This window comes from Alcanivorax sp., from assembly GCF_040118815.1.
Classification (GTDB): Bacteria; Pseudomonadota; Gammaproteobacteria; order Pseudomonadales; family Alcanivoracaceae; genus Alcanivorax.
On record NZ_JBEDTC010000021.1, the window covers coordinates 114,331 to 134,723 of the forward strand.

General features: G+C 57.7%; 15 protein-coding genes. 7 read left to right on the plus strand and 8 right to left on the minus strand.

What is annotated here, in order from left to right:
- Window positions 1–18 precede the first annotated feature (18 nt).
- A complete protein-coding gene (locus tag ABNH18_RS15865; RefSeq protein ID WP_349383765.1) occupies window positions 19–1,047 on the minus strand; it encodes a hypothetical protein in 1,029 nt (342 codons plus the stop codon).
- 174 nt (window positions 1,048–1,221) lie between these two features.
- On the opposite strand from ABNH18_RS15865, the gene ABNH18_RS15870 reads away from it, so the two are divergent.
- Window positions 1,222–2,583: an ABC1 kinase family protein gene (locus ABNH18_RS15870; RefSeq protein WP_349383766.1), complete on the plus strand. Its 1,362-nt coding sequence runs from the start codon at window positions 1,222–1,224 to the stop codon at window positions 2,581–2,583.
- A gap of 175 nt (window positions 2,584–2,758) precedes the next feature.
- On the opposite strand, the gene ABNH18_RS15875 is transcribed toward ABNH18_RS15870, so the two are convergent.
- The 7 genes from ABNH18_RS15875 to ABNH18_RS15905 form a co-directional block, all read right to left on the minus strand.
- Window positions 2,759–3,952 carry a putative solute-binding protein gene (locus ABNH18_RS15875; protein ID WP_349383767.1) on the minus strand — a complete coding sequence of 398 codons (1,194 nt, stop codon included), beginning with the start codon at window positions 3,950–3,952 and terminating at the stop codon, window positions 2,759–2,761.
- 153 nt (window positions 3,953–4,105) lie between these two features.
- A complete protein-coding gene (locus ABNH18_RS15880) occupies window positions 4,106–5,176 on the minus strand; it encodes a putative solute-binding protein (RefSeq protein WP_349383768.1) in 1,071 nt (356 codons plus the stop codon).
- Window positions 5,177–5,316: 140 nt separating this feature from the next.
- Window positions 5,317–6,486: a putative solute-binding protein gene (locus tag ABNH18_RS15885; RefSeq protein ID WP_349383769.1), complete on the minus strand. Its 1,170-nt coding sequence runs from the start codon at window positions 6,484–6,486 to the stop codon at window positions 5,317–5,319.
- 256 nt (window positions 6,487–6,742) lie between these two features.
- On the minus strand, window positions 6,743–7,510 hold the full coding sequence (locus tag ABNH18_RS15890) for a YciK family oxidoreductase (RefSeq protein WP_349383770.1): 768 nt from the start codon (window positions 7,508–7,510) through the stop codon (window positions 6,743–6,745).
- A gap of 90 nt (window positions 7,511–7,600) precedes the next feature.
- Window positions 7,601–8,281 carry an HAD-IA family hydrolase gene (locus ABNH18_RS15895; protein ID WP_349383771.1) on the minus strand — a complete coding sequence of 227 codons (681 nt, stop codon included), beginning with the start codon at window positions 8,279–8,281 and terminating at the stop codon, window positions 7,601–7,603.
- A gap of 133 nt (window positions 8,282–8,414) precedes the next feature.
- Window positions 8,415–9,146, minus strand: coding sequence for a bifunctional 2-polyprenyl-6-hydroxyphenol methylase/3-demethylubiquinol 3-O-methyltransferase UbiG (gene ubiG, locus ABNH18_RS15900; RefSeq protein WP_349383772.1), 732 nt, complete (start codon window positions 9,144–9,146; stop codon window positions 8,415–8,417).
- The gene (locus ABNH18_RS15905) at window positions 9,139–10,470 is read right to left on the minus strand and encodes a TRZ/ATZ family hydrolase (protein ID WP_349383773.1); all 1,332 of its coding nucleotides are present in this window, start codon (window positions 10,468–10,470) and stop codon (window positions 9,139–9,141) included. Before ABNH18_RS15905 ends, ubiG begins: the two co-directional genes overlap by 8 nt.
- A 380-nt stretch (window positions 10,471–10,850) precedes the next feature.
- On the opposite strand from ABNH18_RS15905, the gene gyrA reads away from it, so the two are divergent.
- From gyrA to cmk, 6 genes are all read left to right on the plus strand, one after another.
- Window positions 10,851–13,610 carry a DNA gyrase subunit A gene (gyrA, locus tag ABNH18_RS15910; protein WP_349383774.1) on the plus strand — a complete coding sequence of 920 codons (2,760 nt, stop codon included), beginning with the start codon at window positions 10,851–10,853 and terminating at the stop codon, window positions 13,608–13,610.
- Between the two features lie 149 nt (window positions 13,611–13,759).
- Window positions 13,760–14,842, plus strand: coding sequence for a 3-phosphoserine/phosphohydroxythreonine transaminase (gene serC / locus ABNH18_RS15915; RefSeq protein WP_349383775.1), 1,083 nt, complete (start codon window positions 13,760–13,762; stop codon window positions 14,840–14,842).
- Window positions 14,843–15,024: 182 nt separating this feature from the next.
- Window positions 15,025–16,107: a prephenate dehydratase gene (pheA, locus tag ABNH18_RS15920; RefSeq protein ID WP_349383776.1), complete on the plus strand. Its 1,083-nt coding sequence runs from the start codon at window positions 15,025–15,027 to the stop codon at window positions 16,105–16,107.
- A 95-nt stretch (window positions 16,108–16,202) separates the two neighbouring features.
- The gene (hisC, locus tag ABNH18_RS15925) at window positions 16,203–17,300 is read left to right on the plus strand and encodes a histidinol-phosphate transaminase (protein WP_349383777.1); all 1,098 of its coding nucleotides are present in this window, start codon (window positions 16,203–16,205) and stop codon (window positions 17,298–17,300) included.
- A 125-nt stretch (window positions 17,301–17,425) separates the two neighbouring features.
- On the plus strand, window positions 17,426–19,684 hold the full coding sequence (locus ABNH18_RS15930) for a bifunctional prephenate dehydrogenase/3-phosphoshikimate 1-carboxyvinyltransferase (protein WP_349383778.1): 2,259 nt from the start codon (window positions 17,426–17,428) through the stop codon (window positions 19,682–19,684).
- Window positions 19,681–20,352 carry a (d)CMP kinase gene (gene cmk, locus ABNH18_RS15935; RefSeq protein WP_349383779.1) on the plus strand — a complete coding sequence of 224 codons (672 nt, stop codon included), beginning with the start codon at window positions 19,681–19,683 and terminating at the stop codon, window positions 20,350–20,352. Before ABNH18_RS15930 ends, cmk begins: the two co-directional genes overlap by 4 nt.
- Window positions 20,353–20,393 lie beyond the last annotated feature (41 nt).

Consider the following 20,393-nt stretch of genomic DNA (forward strand, 5'->3'; position numbering starts at 1 on the left):
CCGAAGGCCGCAAAAGGCTTAAAGCAAATCGTCAATATTTACAGAGGAGCCGGATTTGGATTGGTCATCCCAGAAGGTGCCAATGCCACCAATCGGGGTCCGTTTACCGGTGTTTTCGGTCCATTCACGGTCTGAAATGCCCAGAATGATGAAGCCGGCAATGGCATCCAAGAGAGCGTAGTCAGGGTCAAGGTTGTTGTCGTTGGCTGCGTAGTCTCGAACAGCTTTACGCAGGCGCTCGTCATTGCCTTTGCTAAACGCGCTCATGGCATACAGGGCACTGCCCAAGCGGATGCCGCTGTCGAAGCCTGATTTGGCAGACGCTTCAAGCTCTGCCCACGCATCGGCGTTAGGTGGAGCCAGCATTGGCAGAAGGTTCCAGACGGCAGCACGGGTACCGCGTGGAACACCCCACCACTTGTCATTATCCAGACACTTCATGTTGCGCTCGACTTTGGCAGCGATATCGCGTGGCACACCTACCGCACCATCGGAAGCACCATCGTTTAGCACGGCCTGAACGCCAGAAATGTTGCCAACCATCCACACCATTTCGTCGAAATCTGTTTTCATTTTGGGGCATTCACCGTCCTTGACGTTACCGAAGGACTCAACCATATGGTTGTATGCCTTGAATTGGCGCTGGGCGGCGACGGCGGACCAGCGTTTTTGCTCGATACGCGCATCTTGAGCTTCGCTGACCCGTCCGTCTTTCACTGAACGCATATAACGAAGCTCTGCTTCTATCGCGATTTGTTCAGCGCAGGTGCCAGCGGTGGTGAAGACCATGGTGCCCAGTTTTTCGGGGGTTGAGCCAACGCGTTGGAAAGACATCAACAAGGGGGTTTGTGCTTCGCCAGTAACGCACGCCATGCGTACGTCGTCGTAGGTCATCATGTAGGGCACTAATTCGGCACGCCCGAAACTGATGAGGACATCACCAGTGGTTTTGTAGATAACACCACAGCCTTGCAGAGCCAGAACGGCGCCCCCTACCAAGGCCAGACGGGAATGTCGTAGCATTTTTTTCATGGAAAGAGAACGCATTAGTATGCTCCTTGTTATTGTTCTCAAAATAGCGCCGTCAAAGGTACGAAAGTCCGCCAATTGGCACAAGCGGCAATTACAAAAAAGCCTGCAATCAATTACAAATAATAAATTTGCTATATCATGGATGCTGTTCAATAACCCATGGAATTCACAGGAAAATACGACTTTATTATGAGTGACCACAGTGGCGTTAAAGACATGCGGGCCTGGCTGGCGGGCGAACGGAGTGGCCTTTCTCTGGCATTGAATACCGCTCGGGGCGGCTTGCGTGTTCTCGAAACGCTCGGCGTACTGGGTCGCCAGAGCCTCGGTTGGGCATTGGGAGATCGCCCACCAGTACCGGCTTTGCTGCGTACTACCTTTGAATCTTTGGGGACCACTTACATCAAATTAGGGCAGTTTATTGCCAGCTCCCCATCGATTTTCCCTGAAGAATATGTAGAAGAGTTCCAGCGCTGCCTGGACCGCACGCCCCCCCTACCTTTTCATTACATCCGCGAAACCATTGAATCCGAGCTGGGTGCCAGTCTGGAATCGCTTTATCAATTTGTTGATCCCAAGCCATTGGCCAGTGCGTCAATTGCGCAGGTTCATGCAGCAAAAATGAAAAACGGCCAGGACGTGGTTATCAAGGTTCAGCGCCCGGGTGTGAAGAATGTACTGCTGACAGATTTCAATTTTCTCTACTTTGCCGCACGAATTACCGAGAAGCTGGCACCGGGATTGTCCCGTTCGGCCATTTCCGGGGTCATTGAAGAGTTGCAGGCCGGCATGCTGGAAGAGTGTGATTTCATCAAGGAAGCGAACAACCTGAAGGCGTTTAACGTGTTTTTGCGCGACACCGGAAACACCCAGGCGGTAGCGCCGGAGCCGATCATGTCGCACACCACAGGCAAGGTGTTGACCATGGAGCGTTTCTTCGGGGTGCCGCTGACGGATATGAATGTGCTTAAAAAGTATACTGATGATCCGGCAGGCACCTTGATCTCCGCCCTTAATACCTGGTTTTCTAGCCTGATGTTGTGTGATTTCTTCCATGCGGATGTGCATGCGGGCAATTTGATGCTGTTGGAGGATGGCCGGGTAGGGTTTATCGACTTTGGCATCGTTGGGCGGATACGCCGAGAGGCCTGGGATGGCATGGCGACCTTTTTTGACGCCATTGGCCGGGGTGATGTCCGCCAGATGGCAGAGGCCATGGCTGTGATCGGCATGACCCGTGAGGAGGTGGACGTCTCTGCACTGGCTCGCGACATTGAAGGTCTGCAGGGCTCTCTGGGGCAGGTGGATCCGTCAGCACTGGTGCAGGCTGACCGGAACGACAAGGAGGTGAATCGCCTGTTGATGGATATCGTCAAAATTGGTGAGAGCCACGGTATCCGTTTCCCGCGAGAGTTTGCCCTGTTGCTGAAACAGTTCCTCTACTTCGATCGTTATGTGCAGGTGCTGGCGCCGGAAATGGATATGTTCAGCGATAACCGGGTGGACATGTTCGGTGCCGTTGACGAAATGCCGGGTGGCTTTCTGCACTAATAGCAGCAAGCTGCGACCTATGAGCCACAAAAAAACCGTACCTGCGAAGGTACGGTTTTTTTGTTTGGGCCTTGATGCGAGTGACGAGTAACGAGTTTCGAAAATCAAGAGATGGCGTTGTCAGCCTGGTGTTACTTACTGCTTCTTGCTCTTCGAAACTCGAAACTCGTAGCTATCATTCCACCGGATTACTACACTCCGCTCGGCTGGCGTCCAGCTTGCAGCGGATCTTGCGTTGCAGGGTCAGCATGCTCGGGTCGTAATATCCCTTCTTGCGCAGTTGCAGGCGGGCCTCTTGCATCATGATTTCATATTCCTGTTTGTCTTCCTTGGGGATCTGAATCATCCAGTGTTCTGGGACTTTGGCCGCTTCGATTGCCAGGCGCTCCATGATCAGGTGATAACTGTTGTAGAACTCTTCGCGCACCAGTTGTGCCACTTCGTTTGGAAACTTGTCCTTGCGGCCGATCAATTGCATGGTGATTTGCGCCAGCGGGTAATCGATGATGCCGCCGTCTGGTTCCATGCCTTTGTAGAGTTCCAGCACTTCGTAGGCGACCAGTGGTGCTGCCAGAACGTCCACCACACCGTTGTTGAATTTATTGGGTGCAGAAACAATATCGGACGCGACCGGTGTTGCCCCAATCTGCGAGACCATCTCCGCTTGCGTGGGGTCATAGTCGAGCACCGCCACACGCTTTCCTGCTGCATTGGCAAGGGTGTTGATACTTCTGTCGTTAACGAAGACATACGCGCCGCCAGCCGGAGCCAGGCCGAGAATGACATATTCACCGCTGGCCATTTTGTCCGCACTTTTCGGGCTGGCGAGCACCTGCAGCAGAATTTTCATGTGCTCATCGGTGGGCAGCGCGCCGATGGCATCAATTGTGCCCGTGTATTTGTTGAACTGACGACCGCGTAAGCCGGTAATCAGTGCAGCATCACAAATGCCGGCTTTGAGGTCTTCGGCAACGACGCTTTCGCTGGTGTAGGGCTGCACATCCAGATCCACGCCGTATTGCAGCAGCCGTGTGCGCTGGTCTTCTGCCGCTTTGAAAATAGGTCCGGCGCGGCCTGCGATATCCCAGATGCAAATACGTCGTTTGAGCGGTTCGCCCTGGCTGAAGCCCGCCGCTTTCTGCATGGCTTTGATGCGATCATCCAGGCTTCGGCTCTGGTCGAAGGCAATGGTGCGCAATTTTTCTGCCAGCGCGGGGGTTAACTCCACACCGGGGGCAAAGCTCTCCAGTTCAGCCTGCTGGGCCGGCGTCAAATCAAGCCTGTCATCGCTGATAGCAAAGGGGCTGCCAATTAGCAGGGAAAGCAGAAACAGGTGACGAAGAAATCGCACGATAGCCTCCGTGGTCATTATTGTTTGTTGTTGGCATCACGATCAGGTGTTAGCCGTAATATCGTTACAGCATTGTGGGCAGGTTAGGGGCGGTGCGTCGCTGGCTGATTAGCCCGCCTGCCTGGCGGTGCCGCCAATCGGGCTGATCAGCCTTGCGTGGGATACGGTTGGCTACTCTGCGCTTTGGCTGCATTCCGGTCGGTCTGCTTCAAGGGTGCAGCGTATCCTTTTCATAATGCTCAACATGACCGGGTCATAATAGCCACTGCTACGCAGTTTGATGCGTGCGTCACGCATCATGCTGTTGTAGTGGCGTTTCTCCTCATCCGGGAGGGGAATCCACCAATGTGAAGGAATGCGTTCGGCCTCTTTTTCCAGAGCTGTCTGGACGGACTGAAAGCTGTCCGCGGCTACTTCGCGAATGAGTGCGGCAAAAGCGGGAGGAAAACTCTCTGTATGAGCAATCAGTTGGGCAGTGAGCTGTACGATGGGGTAATTCACAATCCCGCCGGCGGGTTCCATTCCCTTGTAAAGCTCCAGAGCTTGATAGGCAATCAGCGGCGCAGGCAGCACATCGACACTGCCATTGTTGAACTGGCTGGGGGCCGTGGCCAGAGTGCTGGCAACGGGAGTGGCGCCAATTTGGGTCACCATCTTTGACTGGCCAGGATCAAAATCCAAAACCGCCACTTTTTTTCCCGCTACTTTGCCGAGGGAGTTCAGGGCACGATCATTGACGAAAAGGTACGCGGCTCCCGCAGGCGTAATGGCCAGTGTTTGAAACTTTTTGCTGGCCATGTTCTCGGCCAGTTGCGGGTGGGCCAGCGTGCGTAGCAGAAGGTTGACGTGTTCCAGTGTTGGCAGCGCACCCAGTGCATCAATGCTGCCGGTAAAACGATTGAACTGACGGGCGCGAAATCCACTCATCAGGGCGGCATCGCAGTGGCCGTTTTTCAGTGAGGCAACCAGTACTCCCTCATTGGTGAATGCTTCCAGGCTGATATCAACATCATAGCGCAGCAAGTCCACGCGCAAATTGGTGGCGCCGTTATACACAGGCCCGGAACGACCAGATAAATCCCAGAGGCAGATATGCCTTTTCAGCTTTTCGTTTTCCGCAAGGCCCATAGACTGTCGGGCCTGCTTGAGCTGTGTTTGTTGTTTGTCGGTAAGCGTCAGCGCTGAGCCATTGGCTGCAGCAACAAAAAGCAGCGCCATGCATAAGTATCGAAACGTCCCCATGACCAATCCTTTGTCATTAAATGAAACGCTTATAGCATGTTGCCAGGCGGCGAAGTTTTACCGCCTGTATGACAATTGTACGAAGCGCCCTGAAGGGCGCCGCGGGGCAGGGATCTTGTGTAAGTGGCTACCCTGGGAGGTTACTGGGTAATGCTGCACTCGGAGCGTGCCGCGTTGAATTTGCAACGAATTTTTCGTTGTAGCATCAGCATGTCGCTACTGTAATAGCCTTGCTTGCGCAGGACGTCACGGGCGTCTTGCATCATGACTTCGTATTCCTGTTTGTCTTTTTCCGGGATATGGATCATCCAGCGGTCAGGTACGCGTTTGGTTTCTTGTTCGATGCGCTTCATTACCATGGGGTAGGCTTCAAAAGAGGCTTCACGAATCAGCTGCGCCACTTCATTGGGGAACTTGTCCAGCCTGCCGATTAACTGCATGGAAAGTTGCGTTAGCGGGTAATCGACAATGCCGCCATCTGGACTCATACCTTTATAAAGTTCCAGAATTTCGTAGGCAACGAGTGGTGCCGGGAGGATGTCAATCTGGCCGTTGTTGAATTTATTTGGAGCGGAAACGATATCGGTGGTGACCGGGGTGGCGCCGATGGCGGCGACCATTTCCGCCTGGGTCTGGTCATAATCCAGCACGGCAACACGGCGGCCGGCGGCTTTGGCCAGTGAGCTTATGCTGCGGTCATTAACAAAAATATGCGCAGCCCCCGCGGAATAAATACCCATTACCACATAGTCGCCCTGGACCATGTGCCCCGCCTGTTTAGGGTGGGACAGGACCTGCAGCAAGGTTTGCATGTGTTTGTCGTCAGGGACTGCACCAATGGCATCGACGCTGCCACTGTAAAGGTTGAACTGGCGGGCGCGCAGGCCACTCATTAACGCGGCATCACAGCGGCCGGCTTTGAATTCTTCCACCATCACGGTTTCGTTGGTGTAGGGCACCAGGTCCAGGTTAATGCCGTACTCGACAGCTAGCGCGCGTTGCTCCATGGCTGCATTGAATACCGGCCCATTGCGCCCGCCAATATCCCAGATGCAGATGGTGCGCTTCAGCGTGCTGCCAGCGGGCATCTGATCCAGTCCGACCATTTGGCTGATGGCCTTGAGTCGGCTGCGAACCGGCATCTCCCGGGTATAAAAAACGTCTTCCAGTTTTTCGATGATATCGTCGCTCAGGGTGACGCCGGGCAGCAGTGTTTTTAGCTGTGTTTTTTGTGCGTCAGTCAGTGTGGCTGCGCTCAGGGTTGCGCACAGCAGGGAGAGAATAAAAAAAACAGAAAGTCGGGTGCGCATGGCAATCTCCGGGCGATGTTGTTGTTATGGGAAACGCTGCAATGAATAGCCTTTTTATGCGCCAATATTTATATGGGTATGGCTGTTCATGTATTAATAATGCGTTTCGATAAAGGTTTTATCAGAATATCAGTGGCTATAGAAATAGCATGGCATTAAAGCAGAAAGGAGGACTTTGGCGCAGGGAGTGGCCGCGTTGCGGCAACTGCCGGCAGTCGGGCTGCCGGCAGGTAAACAGTTGTCGTGCTAATGGTGATTATTTTGGCTGGGCATCCAGCGAATGACCGTTAATGTTGCGGCTGTCCGGGCCCAGTAAAAACAGATAAGGCGCCATGATGTCCGCCGGGGTTTTCAGCGTGTTCGGATCTTCGCCGGGGTAGGCCAGGGCGCGCATGTCGGTGCGGGTGCCGCCGGGGTTGATGGTATTGACGCGAATGTTGCTGGTGTTTTCCAGCTCTTCGGCCAACACTTGGGCCAGATTTTCGGTGGCCGCTTTGGAAACTGCGTAGGCACCCCAGAAGGCGCGACCCTTGCGACCGACACTGGATGAGGTGAATAGCAGGCGGGCATCATCGCTGGCGCGTAACAGGGGCAGCATGGCCTGAGTCAGATAAAAGGCACTGTTCACATTGGTCTGCATGACTGACTCCCAAGTGCCTGCGCCGTAGCGGTCCATGGGGGTGATGTCGCCAAGCAAGGATGCGTTGTGCAGGATGCCATCCAGGTGCCCGAATTCTTTATCGAAAAGCCCTGCTAGTTCCTGGAAATCTTCCGGGCGGGCAACGGTCAGATTTACCGGCGCCAGAGCCGGTTCCGGCCAACCTGCTGCTTTGATTTCATCGTAAACCGCTTCCAGTTTTTCCTGGGTGCGGCCGAGAAGAATTACCGTGGCACCATGGGCTGCCAGTGACAGCGCCGCGGCGCGGCCGATGCCAGCGCCGGCACCGGTGACCAGGATAATGCGGTTCTTGAAGGCGCCATCGGCGCATTGGTAGTTGAGGGCTTGTTGCTGGATGTCGGTCATGACGGTTCCTGTGTATCTTGCGCGGCAGGTTACGGCCTGGCGCGTTTAATCGTAGGGCGAAAGCCGGCGGAACCGGTTTCCGCCATGCGGTCAGTGTGGCGCTTGTTGGTAGAGGGCTTGTAAGAGCGGTAACAGATCAGTGCCTTGTTCCAGATAATAATTGGCCTGCCAGCCGCGTGGGTCATCGTCCGCATCAATGTAGCCGAAGGCCGCAACGGCGGTTTCCATGCCCGCATTCTGGCCTGCCTGTATATCGCGCAGATGGTCGCCCACGTAAAGGCAGTTTGCCGGATCTACTTGGTCTGTGCTGGCCGCGATCAACAGGCCTTCCGGATCTGGCTTGCGCTGTTTAACGTCGTCTGGGCAGAGCACTGGCCCCACTCGTTTATGCAGCCCCAGCCCTTCCAGCACCTTGCCGGTAAAGCGAGCTGGCTTGTTGGTGACGATGCCCCAGGGGATGCCGTTTGCTTCCATCCAGTCCAGGGTCTCGTCCATGCCGGGAAACAGCACGGTATCTACCGCCAGGTGTTGCTCGTAGGCGTCCAGCAGTTCGTCCAAGAATGCCGGGAAGGTGAGATCCTCCGGCCCAGTGCCAAAGCCCAGTTCGGTGAGTGCACGGGCTCCATTGGAGACATTGGCGCGTACCGCAGAGTAGGTTACTGCCGGGCGACCGTGTTGCTCCAGCAGGGTGTTGAGCACCGTATGAAAATCCGGTGCGGTATCAATCAAGGTGCCGTCCAGGTCGAAGTAAACAGCTTCAAGGCGTTCCATAGCGTTCTCTGTTCTTTGATCGTTGGTGCTTACGGTGAAGACCTGAAAGCAGACGCGAGTTTCGAGTAACGAGTTGCGAAGATCAAAACCGGTTTTGCCTTTCGAAACTCGTCACTCACGACTCGACTCTTTCTTAGGCCCCTTTGTGGGCGTGCATCAGATAGTTCACGGATACATCCCGGTTCAGCTTGTAGACCTGTGTTAGCGGGTTGTAGACCATGCCGGCGGTGTCTTTGACTTCCAGCCCGGCGTCACGGGCCCAGCCGGCCAGTTCTGACGGCTTGATCAGTTTGGCGTATTCGTGGGTGCCCCGGGGCAGTAGGCGCAGAACGTATTCGGCGCCAACAATGGCAAACATGAAAGCTTTGGGGTTGCGGTTGATGGTGCTGAAGAACACTTGCCCGCCAGGTTTAACCAGGGTGGCGCAAGCGCGGATTACCGAAGAGGGGTCTGGCACGTGCTCCAGCATTTCCAGGCAGGTGACCACGTCGTACTGGCCAGCACGCTGCTCGGCGATTTGTTCCGCCGGGGTTTGCAGGTATTCCACCGCTACGCCGGCTTGCTCTGCGTGAATGCGTGCCACGGCCAGCGGGGCTTCGCCCATGTCGATGCCGGTGACCTCAGCGCCACGGCGGGCCATGCCTTCGGAAAGCAAACCGCCACCGCAACCGATGTCGATGACTTTTTTGCCCGGCAGGCTGACGCGCTCGTCAATATAGTTGAGGCGTAGCGGGTTAATGTCGTGCAGTGGACGAAACTGGGAGTTCGGGTCCCACCATTGCTCGGCCAGGGCGTTGAACTTGGCGATTTCACTCGCGTCTACGTTCTGCTTGGAGGAGTGAGTCTGGGCTTGTTGTTCAGTCACGGTCGGCTCCGGCAATTTTTTCCTGCCACTGCTGGGCATTGTTGAGGATCAGGGCTTCATTGAGTGTGGTTAGCTGGCGGTTGTCCATCAGGCAGCGGCCGCCGACCCAGGTATGGGTGATCTGGTCCCGGGTGGCGGCGTAAATCAGTTGGGCCACTGGGTCGTAGACCGGCTGGGTTTCCAGTCGGTTCAAATCCACGGCTACCATGTCAGCTTGTTTGCCGATTTCCAGTGAGCCGATTTCATCGTCGCGGCCCAGTGCCTTGGCGCCGTTCAGGGTGGCCATCTTCAGCGTTTCCATGGCGGGCTGGGCATCGGCTTGCAGGCTGACACCCTTGGTCAGGAAGGCCGCAGTGCGGGCTTCACCCAGCATGTCCAGATCGTTGTTGCTGGCGGCGCCATCGGTGCCCAGTGCCACATTAATGCCGGCTTTGCGCAGTTTTTCCACTGGTGCGAAACCGCTGGCCAGTTTCAGGTTCGATTCCGGGCAGTGCACCACGTGGGTGCCGGTTTTAGCCACCAGGGCGATTTCGTCGTCGGTGAGCTGGGTCATGTGCACGGCCAGCAGGCGCGGCGACAGCAGCCCCAGGTTATGCAGGCGGGTGAGTGGGCGCTCGCCGGTGTTGCCCACGGCCATCTGGATTTCGCCGGCGGTTTCATGCACGTGCATCATCACTGGCACGTCCAGTTCTTCAGCCAGGGTGATCACTTTCTGTAATGGTGCATCAGACACGGTGTAAGGCGCGTGGGGGCCGAAGCCGATCTGGATGCGTGGCTCATGCTGCCATTCGTCCATGGCGTCGGTGGCAAGGCGCAGGTAGTCCTCCGGCCCGGACCCCATGGGCGTGGGGAAGTCCAGCAGCGGGCAGAACAGGCTGGCGCGCAGGCCGGCCTCTACGGTGGCGCGGGCTGCATGGGCGGGGAAGAAATACATGTCGGCAAAGCAGGTGGTGCCGGAGCGGATCATTTCCGCGGCGGCCAGCCGGGTGCCGTCATACACAAAGCTCTCGCTGATAAAGCGGCCTTCGGCGGGCCAGATATGCTTTTCCAGCCAAGTCATCAGCGGCAAGTCGTCGGCGATGCCGCGCAGCAGGTTCATGGCTGCGTGGGTGTGCGCATTGACCAGGCCAGGGATCAGCAGGTGATCGCCTAAATGCTCCTCTTCCTCGCTCTGCCACTTCTGGTTAGCCAGGGCGCTGGGTAGCAAGTCGGCGATACGGCCGTTCTTGACCACCAGTGCATGGTTTTCCAGCACGGTGCTTTGCGGGGCCACCGGGGCAATCCAGCGGGCGTGGACGATCAGGTCGGCCTGATTGTCGCTCATGCATAACTCCTTGATCGAACAGGGGGCTGAGCCCTCGATTTGTGCGCCGTAGTATAGCGTGTCACCGCGCCTTTTGCCTTTGCTCTATGACGAGAAAGTGCTCTCAGGCGGGTAGAGGAAAGCCATCTTGCGAGGATCAACGCGAGTATGGCGCCGATACCGTCCAGCTGTGCTATCATCCGGGGCTTTTCCGGGCTTTGTGAACCGGAATTCGCGACGGCAGTGGGGCCGGGTAGGGTGTCTGCCCCCTGAAATTCCACTGCCTATAAGAACAGACTGCACGGGAGGCCATAGGCATCCTGTGAAATCGGCCCGCTGACGGGCCGGCTTGGGGAAGCCGCAGGGGCTTTCCCGACACCTTGTGGACAGTAAGGATCGCTATGACGGATCTCGCCAGAGAAGTTACCCCGGTCAACATCGAAGACGAACTCAAGCAGTCATACCTGGATTACGCCATGAGCGTAATCGTCGGGCGGGCATTGCCGGACGTGCGCGATGGCCTTAAGCCGGTGCACCGCCGCGTGCTGTTCGCCATGCACGAGTTGAACAACGACTGGAACAAGGCTTACAAGAAATCGGCCCGTGTGGTCGGTGACGTAATTGGTAAATACCACCCCCACGGTGATTCGGCGGTGTACGACACTATCGTGCGGATGGCGCAGCCTTTTTCCCTGCGCTACATGCTGGTAGATGGCCAGGGTAACTTTGGTTCCATCGACGGGGACTCCGCGGCGGCAATGCGTTATACCGAAGTGCGCATGGCCAAGATCGCCCATGAACTGCTGGCTGATCTGGACAAGGAAACCGTGGATTTCGTCGATAACTACGACGGCACGGAACGCATTCCCGATGTGATGCCCACCCGGGTGCCGAACCTGCTGGTGAACGGTTCTTCCGGTATTGCCGTGGGCATGGCTACCAACATCCCGCCCCATAACCTGGGTGAAGTGGTGGATGGTTGCCTGGCGTTGATCGACGACGACAGCCTGACGCCGGATGACTTGATGGAATACATCAAGGGGCCGGATTTCCCCACCGCTGGCATTATTAACGGCCGCGCCGGTATTGTGCAGGCCTACCGCACCGGCCGTGGCCGTGTGTACATGCGCGCCCGTGCGGAGATCGAGCCCACCGACAAGAGCGGTAAAGAAGCGATCATCGTTAACGAGATCCCCTATCAGGTGAACAAGGCGAGGCTGATCGAGAAGATTGCCGAGCTGGTGAAAGACAAAAAGATCGAAGGCATCACCGAGCTGCGCGACGAATCGGATAAAGATGGTATGCGCATCGTGATTGAGTTGCGTCGGGGTGAGAATGCCGAAGTCGTGCTCAATAACCTGTATCAGCAGACTCAGATGGAATCGGTGTTTGGTATCAACACCGTGGCGCTGGTCGATGGCCAGCCGAAGATCCTTAATCTGCGCCAGCTGTTGGACTCCTTTATTCTTCACCGCCGTGAGGTGGTGACTCGCCGGACTGTATTCGAGCTGCGCAAGGCTCGTGAAAAAGCCCATTTGCTGGAAGGCCTGGCGGTTGCCCTGAGCAATATCGATCCGGTGATCGAGCTGATCAAGGCGTCCCCCAGCGGTGCAGAAGCCAAAGCCAAGCTGTTGGACAAGGGCTGGAAGCCTGGTGATGTGCTGCAGATGCTGGAACGTGCCGGTGGTGAAAACGCGGCCCGTCCGGATGGCCTGGATGAACAATACGGCCTGGTGGATGGCTTTTATCACCTGAGCCCGGAACAGGCCCAGGCGATTCTGGATCTGCGTCTGCAGAAGTTGACCGGTCTGGAACGTGAAAAGCTGATTAATGACTATCAGGAACTGCTGGAGCAGATCGCCGAATTGCTGAAGATTCTGGGTAACCCAGAGCGTCTGATGGAAGTAATCCGCGAAGAGTTGCAGGCGGTGCGTGAGGAATACGCCGACGAGCGTCGTTCCGAGATCGTGGCGTCCCGTCAGGACTTCAGCATGGAAGACCTGATTGCCGAAGAAACCGTGGTGGTGACGTTGTCTAATGGCGGTTACGCCAAAATGCAGCCTATCGACACCTACCGTGCGCAGAAGCGTGGCGGTCGCGGTAAATCTGCCGGGCAGCTGAAAGACGAAGATTATGTGGAGCACCTGCTGGTGGCGGGTACCCACGACACCCTGTTGCTGTTTACGGATGCCGGCAAGGTGTTCTGGTTGCGCACCTTCGAGCTACCTCAGGGTGGTCGAGCATCGCGTGGCAAGCCGCTTGTGAACCTGCTGCCAGCACTGGGTAATGAAGGACGAATTACCGCTATCCTGCGTTTGGATGCGGAAATGGTGCGTCAGCAGAAGGCCGGTGGCGAAGAAGACGTTGTCGATGCAGATGATGTGGCTGAAGTCATTGAAGATGAGGCGGAGAGTGATGTTGAGGTTGAAGCCGAGGCGGTAACCGATACCGTTCCCGGGCCCTTTATCTTCATGGCCACCTCTAGCGGTATCGTCAAGCGAACAGCCCTTGCCAACTTTGCCCGTCCGCGCAGCTCCGGTTTGATTGCGGTGAAATTGCAGGAAGGCGAGCACCTGGTGAATGTGGCTATTACCCAAGGCCACGAAGACATCATGTTGGTGGCTCGCAACGGTAAGGCCGTGCGTTTCCATCAGTCCAAGGTGCGTGTCATGAGCCGTCTGGCCCGTGGTGTGCGTGGCATCAAGCTGGCCGAGGGCGTAGATCTGATTTCCCTGATCGTGCCGGAAGAGAATGGCCAGATCCTCACTGCGTCCGAACACGGTTACGGCAAGCGCACTCCGCTCACCGATTACCCCACCAAGGGCCGTGGTGGCCAGGGCGTAATTGCCATGGTGATCAACGAACGAAATGGTGAGTTGGTCGGTGCCACCCAGGTGTTCGGCGAAGAAGACATCATGCTGATTTCCAACCAGGGCACCTTGGTGCGTACCGGTGTAAATCAGGTGAGTACGTCTGGCCGCAACACCCAAGGTGTTCGCTTGATCCGCTTGGCCGATGGCGAAGCCCTGTGTGGCTTGGCCACCATTCCCGAGCTGGAAGGCGTTGAGGAAGAGGAAGGCGAAGACGGCGAGGTGCTGGAGGGCGAAGCGACGTCTGAGACACCGGAATCCGACGCCACCACCGACGGCGCTGAGGAATAAAACTACTGTAGGGGCGACGCTGGCGGCACGATCCGCTGGAATCACGCCGCCAGCGACGCTCCTACGGCAGGTTTTTCAGCCAGAAATACCCAAGCCCGGTAATGCCGGGCTTCTTTGATTAACCGGATTCGTTTAAACGGAGAAAATGCATGTCCCGCGCCTATAACTTCTGCGCAGGTCCGGCGGCGTTGCCGCAGGCGGTACTCGAACAGGCCCAGCAGGAAATGCTGGATTATCGGGGGCTGGGTGTTTCCATTATGGAAATGAGCCACCGCGATAACGTCTTTGTGGAGATTGCCGAGCAGGCCGAGAAAGACCTGCGCGACCTGATGGGCATCAGCGATGATTACGCGGTGCTGTTTCTGCAGGGCGGGGCGTCCAGCCAGTTCGCCATGGTACCCATGAATCTGTTGGGCGAAGGGCAAACCGCGGATTACATCAACACCGGGCAATGGTCGAAAAAAGCCATCAAGGAAGCCGGCCGCTACGGCCACATCAATGTGGCTGCCAGCAGTGAAGACACGAATTTCAGTACCGTGCCGCCGCAGGACACCTGGAACCTGTCTGATAACCCGGCCTATGTGCATTACTGCCCGAATGAAACCATTGGTGGGCTGGAATACAGTTTTGTGCCGCAGGTTGGCGACACCCCGCTGGTGGCGGACATGAGCTCTACCATCCTGTCTCGACCGGTGGATGTGAATCAGTATGGGCTGATTTATGCCGGTGCCCAGAAGAACATTGGCCCGGCAGGCCTGACCCTGGTCATCGTCCGTAAGGACCTGCTCGGCAAGGCGTCAAGCCGCGTGCCTGCCATGCTCGATTATCAGGTCCATGCCGACAACGGCAGCATGTACAACACTCCGCCGACCTATGCCTGGTACCTGTCAGGCCTGGTGTTCTCCTGGCTGAAAAAGCAGGGCGGTGTGGGCAGCATGGGTGAAATTAACCAGCGCAAGGCTGAAAAGCTGTATGGTTTTATTGATAACAGTGGCCTGTACAGCAACCCGGTAGAGGTAATCAGCCGCAGCCGCATGAATGTGCCCTTTGTGCTGGCAGACGACCGGCTCGACAAGCCCTTCCTGGATCAAGCACAGGCAGCCGGCTTGTTGAATCTGAAAGGTCACCGGAGCGTGGGCGGCATGCGCGCCAGCATTTACAACGCCGTGCCTGAAGCGGCGGTGGATGCGCTGATTGGCTTTATGGCGGAATTTGAAAAAAGAAACGCCTGAATGAACGCAACATGCACCACGCAACACGCGCCACGCCATGTTTGATGGGGCGGTGGTAGTGTGGAGCTATGTGATTGTTTGAACGGTGGGTAAAACAATGAATTTGAATGGTTGGCAGCAGACCGCAAAGAACGCTCCCACGCTTGTTCGCGTGTTGCGTGCTGCCTGCAAGCGAGGTCTGCATGACCGATAATCTGGACACCCTTCGCAGCCAGATCGACGAGCTGGATCAGCAGCTTCAGGATCTGCTCAATGAGCGCGCCACTCTGGCTCACAAGGTCGCCAAAGTAAAAACGGCCACCGACCCCAACCCGGTGTTCTATCGCCCGGAGCGAGAAGCCCAGGTGCTGCGTCGGGTGAAAGAGCGTAATCAGGGGCCGCTGGATGGCGAGACCATGGCGCGCTTTTTCCGTGAAGTGATGAGCGCCTGCCTGGCATTGGAACAGCGCATGAAAGTGGCGTTTCTGGGGCCGGAAGGCACTTTTACCCAGCAGGCCGCGCTCAAGCATTTTGGCCATGCGGTGGAAAGCCTGCCGTTGGGTGCCATCGATGAAGTCTTCCGTGAAGTGGAATCCGGTGCTGCCAACTATGGCGTGGTGCCGGTGGAAAACTCCACCGAAGGGGTGGTGAATCACACCCTGGATACCTTCATGACCTCCAGCCTGAAGATCTGCGGGGAAGTGGAGCTACGCATCCATCATCATTTGCTGGCGGGTGAGCATACCCGTCAGGACAAGGTGACCCGGGTGTATTCCCACCAGCAGACGCTGGCGCAGTGCCGCCAGTGGCTCGATGCCCATATGCCCGGGGTGGAGCGGATCGCGGTCAGCTCTAACGCCGAAGCGGCGCGCCGCTTGAAAGACGAATGGAATGCCTTGGCCATTGCCGGGGAAATGGCGGAAGAGCTGTATGGTCTGACTGCCGTACAACGCAACATTGAAGACCGTCCGGACAACACCACCCGCTTTATTATCATTGGTCGCCAGGACACGCCGGCCTCCGGCTGCGACAAGACCAGCCTGATGATCAGCGGCAAGAACCGCCCGGGTTTGTTATACGAAGTGCTGTCCCCTTTTCGGGACGAGGGCATCAACCTGACCCGGCTGGAATCCCGCCCCTCGCGCACTGCCAACTGGAGCTATGTGTTCTTCGTCGATTGCGAAGGCCACAAGGAAGACGCCACCCTGCAGGCGGTGTTGGACAAACTGGAAGCCGCGGGCAATACCATCAAGCTGCTGGGCTCGTACCCAAAAGCCGTACTGTAGAACGCTCGAAGCCTGATGCAGGATGCCTGACGCTGGAAGACTCCCCTCGTCAGGCGCTTGGCGTCCGGCATCCGGCCTGAAATTGCGGAGCGAATATGGACTACATCAAACTCGCCAACAGCGGTGTTCAGCAACTCAAGCCTTACGAGCCGGGCAAGCCTATTGCCGAGCTGGAGCGGGAGCTTGGTGTCACCGATATCGTCAAGCTGGCCAGCAATGAAAACCCGTTGGGGCCGAGCCACAAAGCGTTGCATGCGTTGCGCCATATGGACGACCTGCATCTGTACCCCGACGGGGCCGGTTTTGCCCTGAAAGCGGCGTTGTCAGAGAAGCTGGGCGTGGCGGCGAATCAGTTGACGCTGGGTAATGGCTCCAACGATGTGCTGGAGCTGATTGCCCGCGCTTACCTGCAACCCGGCGATGAAGCCGTCTTTTCCGAATATGCGTTTGCGGTTTACCCGCTGGTCACATTGGGTTGCAGTGCCAAGCCCGTGCAGGTGAGCTCCAACCTTTATGGCCATGATCTGGCGGCCATGGCGGAAGCGGTGACCGAACGCACTCGGGTGATGTTCGTGGCGAATCCTAACAACCCCACGGGTACCTGGTTTAATGCCCATGCGCTGGATGAATTTCTGTCGCGGGTGCCTGAGCGGGTGATCGTGGTGTTGGATGAAGCGTATTTTGAATATGTGGAAGAGAGCCATTACCCGAATGGCATTGATCGTCTGGAAAAATACCCGAACCTGGTGGTGACACGCACGTTCTCCAAAATTCACGGCCTGGCTGGCCTGCGTATTGGGTACGGCGTTTCCAGCCCGCAGATTGCTGATGTGCTTAACCGGGTCCGCCAGCCATTCAATGTGAATACGCCGGCTATGGTGGCGGCGGAAGCCGCGCTGGCCGATGAGGACCACCTGGAAAATTCCCGCAGCGAGAATACCAGCGGCCTGGTGCAAATTGCCGAAGGGTTGCAGGCGCTGCATCTTGAGCAGATCCCCTCCGTGGCCAACTTCATTGCGTTTGATTGCGGTCGTGATGCCATGCCGATCTACGAGGGCTTGCTGCAGGAAGGCGTGATTGTGAGGCCCTTGGCGGGTTACGGCATGCCCAACCACCTGCGCGTCACCGTCGGCACCAGCCGCGAAAATGAACGTTTTTTGATTGCCCTGAAGAAGGTGATGGCGGATGGATAATCTCCATCGTTGCGGGTACCTCGCGGTAGGAGCCCCTCTCGAGGTGCCAACCTGCTTGCAACGGCCCGTGCCAGATTCGATTCGCACCTCGAGAGGGGCTCCTACCGAAAACCTGGAGCGCTTCCATGCCTGAACCGCTTTTCAATCGCATCGCTGTCATCGGCCTGGGCCTTATTGGTGGCTCATTCGCTGCTGCCGCCCGTGAAAACGGCCTGGCCCGCTCCATCGTTGCTGGCTCCCGCTCTGCAAGAACGCTAGAGCAAGGTGTTGCCCTGGGCATTATCGACAGCGGCAGCCAGGACCTGGCGGAGGCGGTAGACGGTGCCGATCTGGTGTTTGTGTCCACCCCCGTGTCTGCCATGGGAGCGGTGCTGGCGGCCCTGAAGCCGGGGCTGGCGAAGGGTGCCATCGTGACTGACGGCGGCAGCGTGAAAGGCGCGGTGGTCACCGCCGCCCGCGATGCTCTTGGGGCTCACTATGCCCGCTTTGTGCCCGGGCACCCGATTGCCGGCAAGGAAAAAAGCGGCGTCACGGCCGCGGATGCGAATCTCTATCGCGACCATCGAGTGATTCTCACGCCCACCGATGCCACCGACCCGGCGGCCACTGCCGAAGTACGGGCGCTGTGGACGGCTATGGGCGCGGAAGTGCTACAAATGGCGCCGGATTATCACGACCAAGTGTTGGCGGAAACCAGCCATCTGCCACACCTGCTGGCGTTCTCGCTGGTGGACACGTTGGCCAGGCAGGGAGATTCCACCGAGATCTTCCGCTATGCTGCCGGCGGTTTTCGCGACTTCACCCGCATCGCCAGCTCCGATCCGGTGATGTGGCACGACATTTTTCGTGAGAACAAGGCGGCCCTGCTGCAGGCACTGGACCAGTTCAGTGACGGTATCGGCCGCTTCCGCCAGTCGGTGGAAAATGAAGATTCCGATGCCCTGATGGGCATCATGACTCGGGCCAATACCGCTCGGGCCCATTTTTTGGCTATGAACGGGCGCACCTCCTATACGCGCGCCCACCATGTTCAGTGTGCAGGTGACGACGTAACCATGACAGACAGTAATGACGCCGCCCAGAATCCCACTTTTCTGGTAACACCGGGTGGTCAGCTACAGGGCCGCCTGCGCGTGCCCGGCGACAAATCCATGTCCCACCGTTCCATTATGCTCGGTTCGCTGGCAGAAGGGGTGACGCAGGTAGAAGGTTTCCTGGAAGGGGAAGATGCCCTCGCTACCCTGCAGGCATTCCGTGACATGGGCGTGGTGATCGAAGGCCCGCACAACGGGCAGGTGACGATTCACGGAGTTGGGTTGCATGGTCTTAAGGCGCCGGAGAAGCCCTTGTATATGGGCAACTCGGGCACCTCCATGCGCCTGCTTACCGGCTTGCTGGCCGGGCAGGCCTTTGATGTGGAGCTGACTGGCGATGCTTCCCTGTCCAAGCGTCCCATGGAGCGCGTGGCCAAACCGTTGCGCGAGATGGGCGCCCAGATCACCACAGGCGAGCAGGGCCGTCCCCCGGTGCGGATCCGTGGCGGCCAGCCGCTTAAAGGCTTCCATTACGACCTGCCCATGGCCTCCGCCCAGGTGAAGTCAGCGGTGTTGTTGGGTGGCCTGTACGCCGACGGAGAAACCTCGGTGACTGAGCCGGCCCCTACCCGGGACCACACCGAGCGGATGCTGGGTGGGTTCGGCTATGACGTACGCCGTGATGGCCCCACCAGTGCGCTGACGGGCGGTGGCCAGTTGTCCGCCGGCAAGCTGGAAGTGCCCGCAGATATCTCCTCCGCGGCGTTTTTCCTGGTTGGCGCCTCCATCGCCGCTGACAGTGAAGTGACCCTGCCGCACGTGGGCATCAACCCCACCCGTACCGGGGTGATCGACATTCTCAAGCTGATGGGCGCGGATATTCGCCTTGAAAATCAGCGTGATGCGGGGGGCGAGCCGGTGGCGGACCTGGTCGTCAAGGCGGCACCGCTTAAGGGGATCGAGATCCCGGAAGCGCTGGTGCCGCTGGCCATTGATGAATTTCCGGCTATTTTCATCGCAGCAGCCTGTGCCGAGGGGGAGACGATCCTGCGCGGGGCGGAAGAGCTGCGGGTGAAGGAATCCGACCGTATTCAGGTGATGGCGGATGGTTTGGCGGCCCTGGGCGTGAGCCACGAGGTGTTCGAAGACGGGATTCGTATTACCGGCGGCGAGTTCGGTGGCGGTGAGGTTCAGTCCCACGGCGATCACCGGATTGCCATGAGTTTTGCCATGGCGGCCTTGCGCGCCACGGCACCCATTACTATTCATGATTGCGCCAACGTGGCCACCAGCTTCCCCGGGTTCGCCCAGTTGGCGACCCATGCAGGCCTCAAGCTGGAGGTGAAATGACACCTGTTCTGACCATTGATGGGCCGGTTTCTTCCGGCAAAGGCACCGTGGCCCGCCTGGTGGCGATCCGCTTGGGTTGGCACCTGCTGGACTCTGGCGCGCTCTACCGCGTTCTCGGATATCACGCCAGAAATCAAGGGGTTGCTCTTGATGACGAGCCTGCCTTGATCGCTTTGGCGCAGGCGCTGCCGGTGCGGTTCATCGAGCAACAGGGCCACACCGCGGTGATTCTCGATGGGGAGGATGTGTCTAATATCATTCGCCAGGAAAGCGTGGGCGAATTGGCTAGCCAGGTGGCGGTATTGCAGCCCGTGCGCGACGCCTTATTGGCCCGTCAGCGGGTGTTCGCCGAGTCCCCCGGCCTGGTGGCCGATGGCCGCGATATGGGCACCGTGGTGTTTACCGCCGCCCCCCTTAAAATTTACCTGACTGCCAGCGCTGAAGAGCGCGCCAGACGGCGTTTTGAGCAGTTGAAGGAAAAGGGCTTTGGTGCTACCCTCGCGACCCTCGTCGAGGACATCCGCACCCGGGATGACCGTGACATGAACCGTGAGGTGGCGCCATTGCGCCCGGCAGACGATGCCGTGGTGATCGATTCCACCACTATGACGGTTGATGACGTGGTAAACCGGATTCTTGATGAGGCTGCCGCACGCCAGTTGGCGTAACGGTGGCACACACTTCGTTAACGCCTCCCGGTGGCATGCCA